The organism is Ureibacillus sp. GCM10028918, assembly GCF_042666115.1.
In the GTDB taxonomy this organism is placed as follows: Bacteria; Bacillota; Bacilli; order Bacillales_A; family Planococcaceae; genus Ureibacillus.
On sequence record NZ_JBHTFK010000011.1, the window covers coordinates 1 to 1,345 of the forward strand.

The following is a 1,345-nucleotide window of genomic DNA, read 5'->3' on the forward strand; positions in this document are numbered from 1 at the left end:
AAGTGTGGTGACACATGGAGCTGACGAATACTAATCGATCGAGGACTTAACCAAATAGATTTAAATCTTGAACGCATTCAATGTCTTTATCCAGTTTTGAGAGAATAAAAAATATTATTTAAAAAGCTTGCATTTAGCAATTTAAGTAGTATAATAAATCTTGTCTCAAATTAATAAAGTCTAGTGATGATGGCAAAGAGGTCACACCCGTTCCCATACCGAACACGGAAGTTAAGCTCTTTAGCGCCGATGGTAGTTGGGGGCTTCCCCCTGTGAGAGTAGGACNTTACCCAGGAGGATTAGCTCAGCTGGGAGAGCACCTGCCTTACAAGCAGGGGGTCGGCGGTTCGAGCCCGTCATCCTCCACCATATATATTTGCCGGTGTAGCTCAGTTGGTAGAGCAACTGACTTGTAATCAGTAGGTCGAGGGTTCGACTCCTTTCGCCGGCACCATTTTTAGAGCCATTAGCTCAGTGGTAGAGCATCTGACTTTTAATCAGAGGGTCGAAGGTTCAAGTCCTTCATGGCTCACCAGTTTTATTTAATAAACTTAATGCGGGTGTGGCGGAATTGGCAGACGCACTAGACTTAGGATCTAGCGCCGCAAGGCGTGGGGGTTCGACTCCCTTCACCCGCACCATTTAAGTTTGAAAGATTTATAAAATAATCTATTTTGCACATGCGGAAGTAGTTCAGTGGTAGAACACCACCTTGCCAAGGTGGGGGTCGCGAGTTCGAACCTCGTCTTCCGCTCCAAATGTGCCGGGGTGGCGGAACTGGCAGACGCACAGGACTTAAAATCCTGCGGTAGGTGACTACCGTACCGGTTCGATTCCGGTCCTCGGCACCATTTATAAATAGCGCCCGTAGCTCAATTGGATAGAGCGTCTGACTACGGATCAGAAGGTTGTGGGTTCGACTCCTGCCGGGCGCGCCAATATTCGAGAAGTAGCTCAGCTTGGTAGAGCACTTGGTTTGGGACCAAGGGGTCGCAGGTTCGAATCCTGTCTTCTCGACCATTGATCTTAATTATATCTATGGGGCCTTAGCTCAGCTGGGAGAGCGCCTGCCTTGCACGCAGGAGGTCAGCGGTTCGATCCCGCTAGGCTCCACCATGAACCTTGAAAACTGAACAACAAAACGTTAATGAATATAGTTTCTTCTATATAATTTAGAGAAACAAAATTTTGGACATCAAAATTGATGCCAGCAAAAATTTGAGCTTTATCAAATTTTCTCTTTATGGAGAGTTTGATCCTGGCTCAGGACGAACGCTGGCGGCGTGCCTAATACATGCAAGTCGAGCGGACTTGATGGGAGCTTGCTCCTGTTAAGTTAGCGGCG

8 tRNA genes and 2 rRNA genes are annotated in these 1,345 nt (G+C 47.2%); all 10 read left to right on the top strand.

Features of this window, described 5'->3' with window-relative positions:
- Positions 1–179: 179 nt before the first annotated feature.
- A 5S ribosomal RNA gene (gene rrf / locus ACFQU5_RS11695) occupies positions 180–296 on the top strand.
- 82 nt (positions 297–378) lie between these two features.
- Positions 379–454, top strand: a tRNA-Thr gene (locus ACFQU5_RS11700).
- Positions 455–460: 6 nt separating this feature from the next.
- Positions 461–535: transfer RNA gene (locus ACFQU5_RS11705), tRNA-Lys, on the top strand.
- 21 nt (positions 536–556) lie between these two features.
- A tRNA-Leu gene (locus ACFQU5_RS11710) sits at positions 557–641 on the top strand.
- A gap of 41 nt (positions 642–682) precedes the next feature.
- A tRNA-Gly gene (locus ACFQU5_RS11715) sits at positions 683–757 on the top strand.
- A 5-nt stretch (positions 758–762) separates the two neighbouring features.
- A tRNA-Leu gene (locus ACFQU5_RS11720) sits at positions 763–851 on the top strand.
- 10 nt (positions 852–861) lie between these two features.
- Positions 862–938: transfer RNA gene (locus ACFQU5_RS11725), tRNA-Arg, on the top strand.
- A gap of 5 nt (positions 939–943) precedes the next feature.
- Positions 944–1,020 (top strand) — tRNA-Pro (locus ACFQU5_RS11730).
- Between the two features lie 20 nt (positions 1,021–1,040).
- Positions 1,041–1,116: transfer RNA gene (locus ACFQU5_RS11735), tRNA-Ala, on the top strand.
- Positions 1,117–1,240: 124 nt separating this feature from the next.
- A 16S ribosomal RNA gene (locus tag ACFQU5_RS11740) occupies positions 1,241–1,345 on the top strand; the annotation flags it as partial.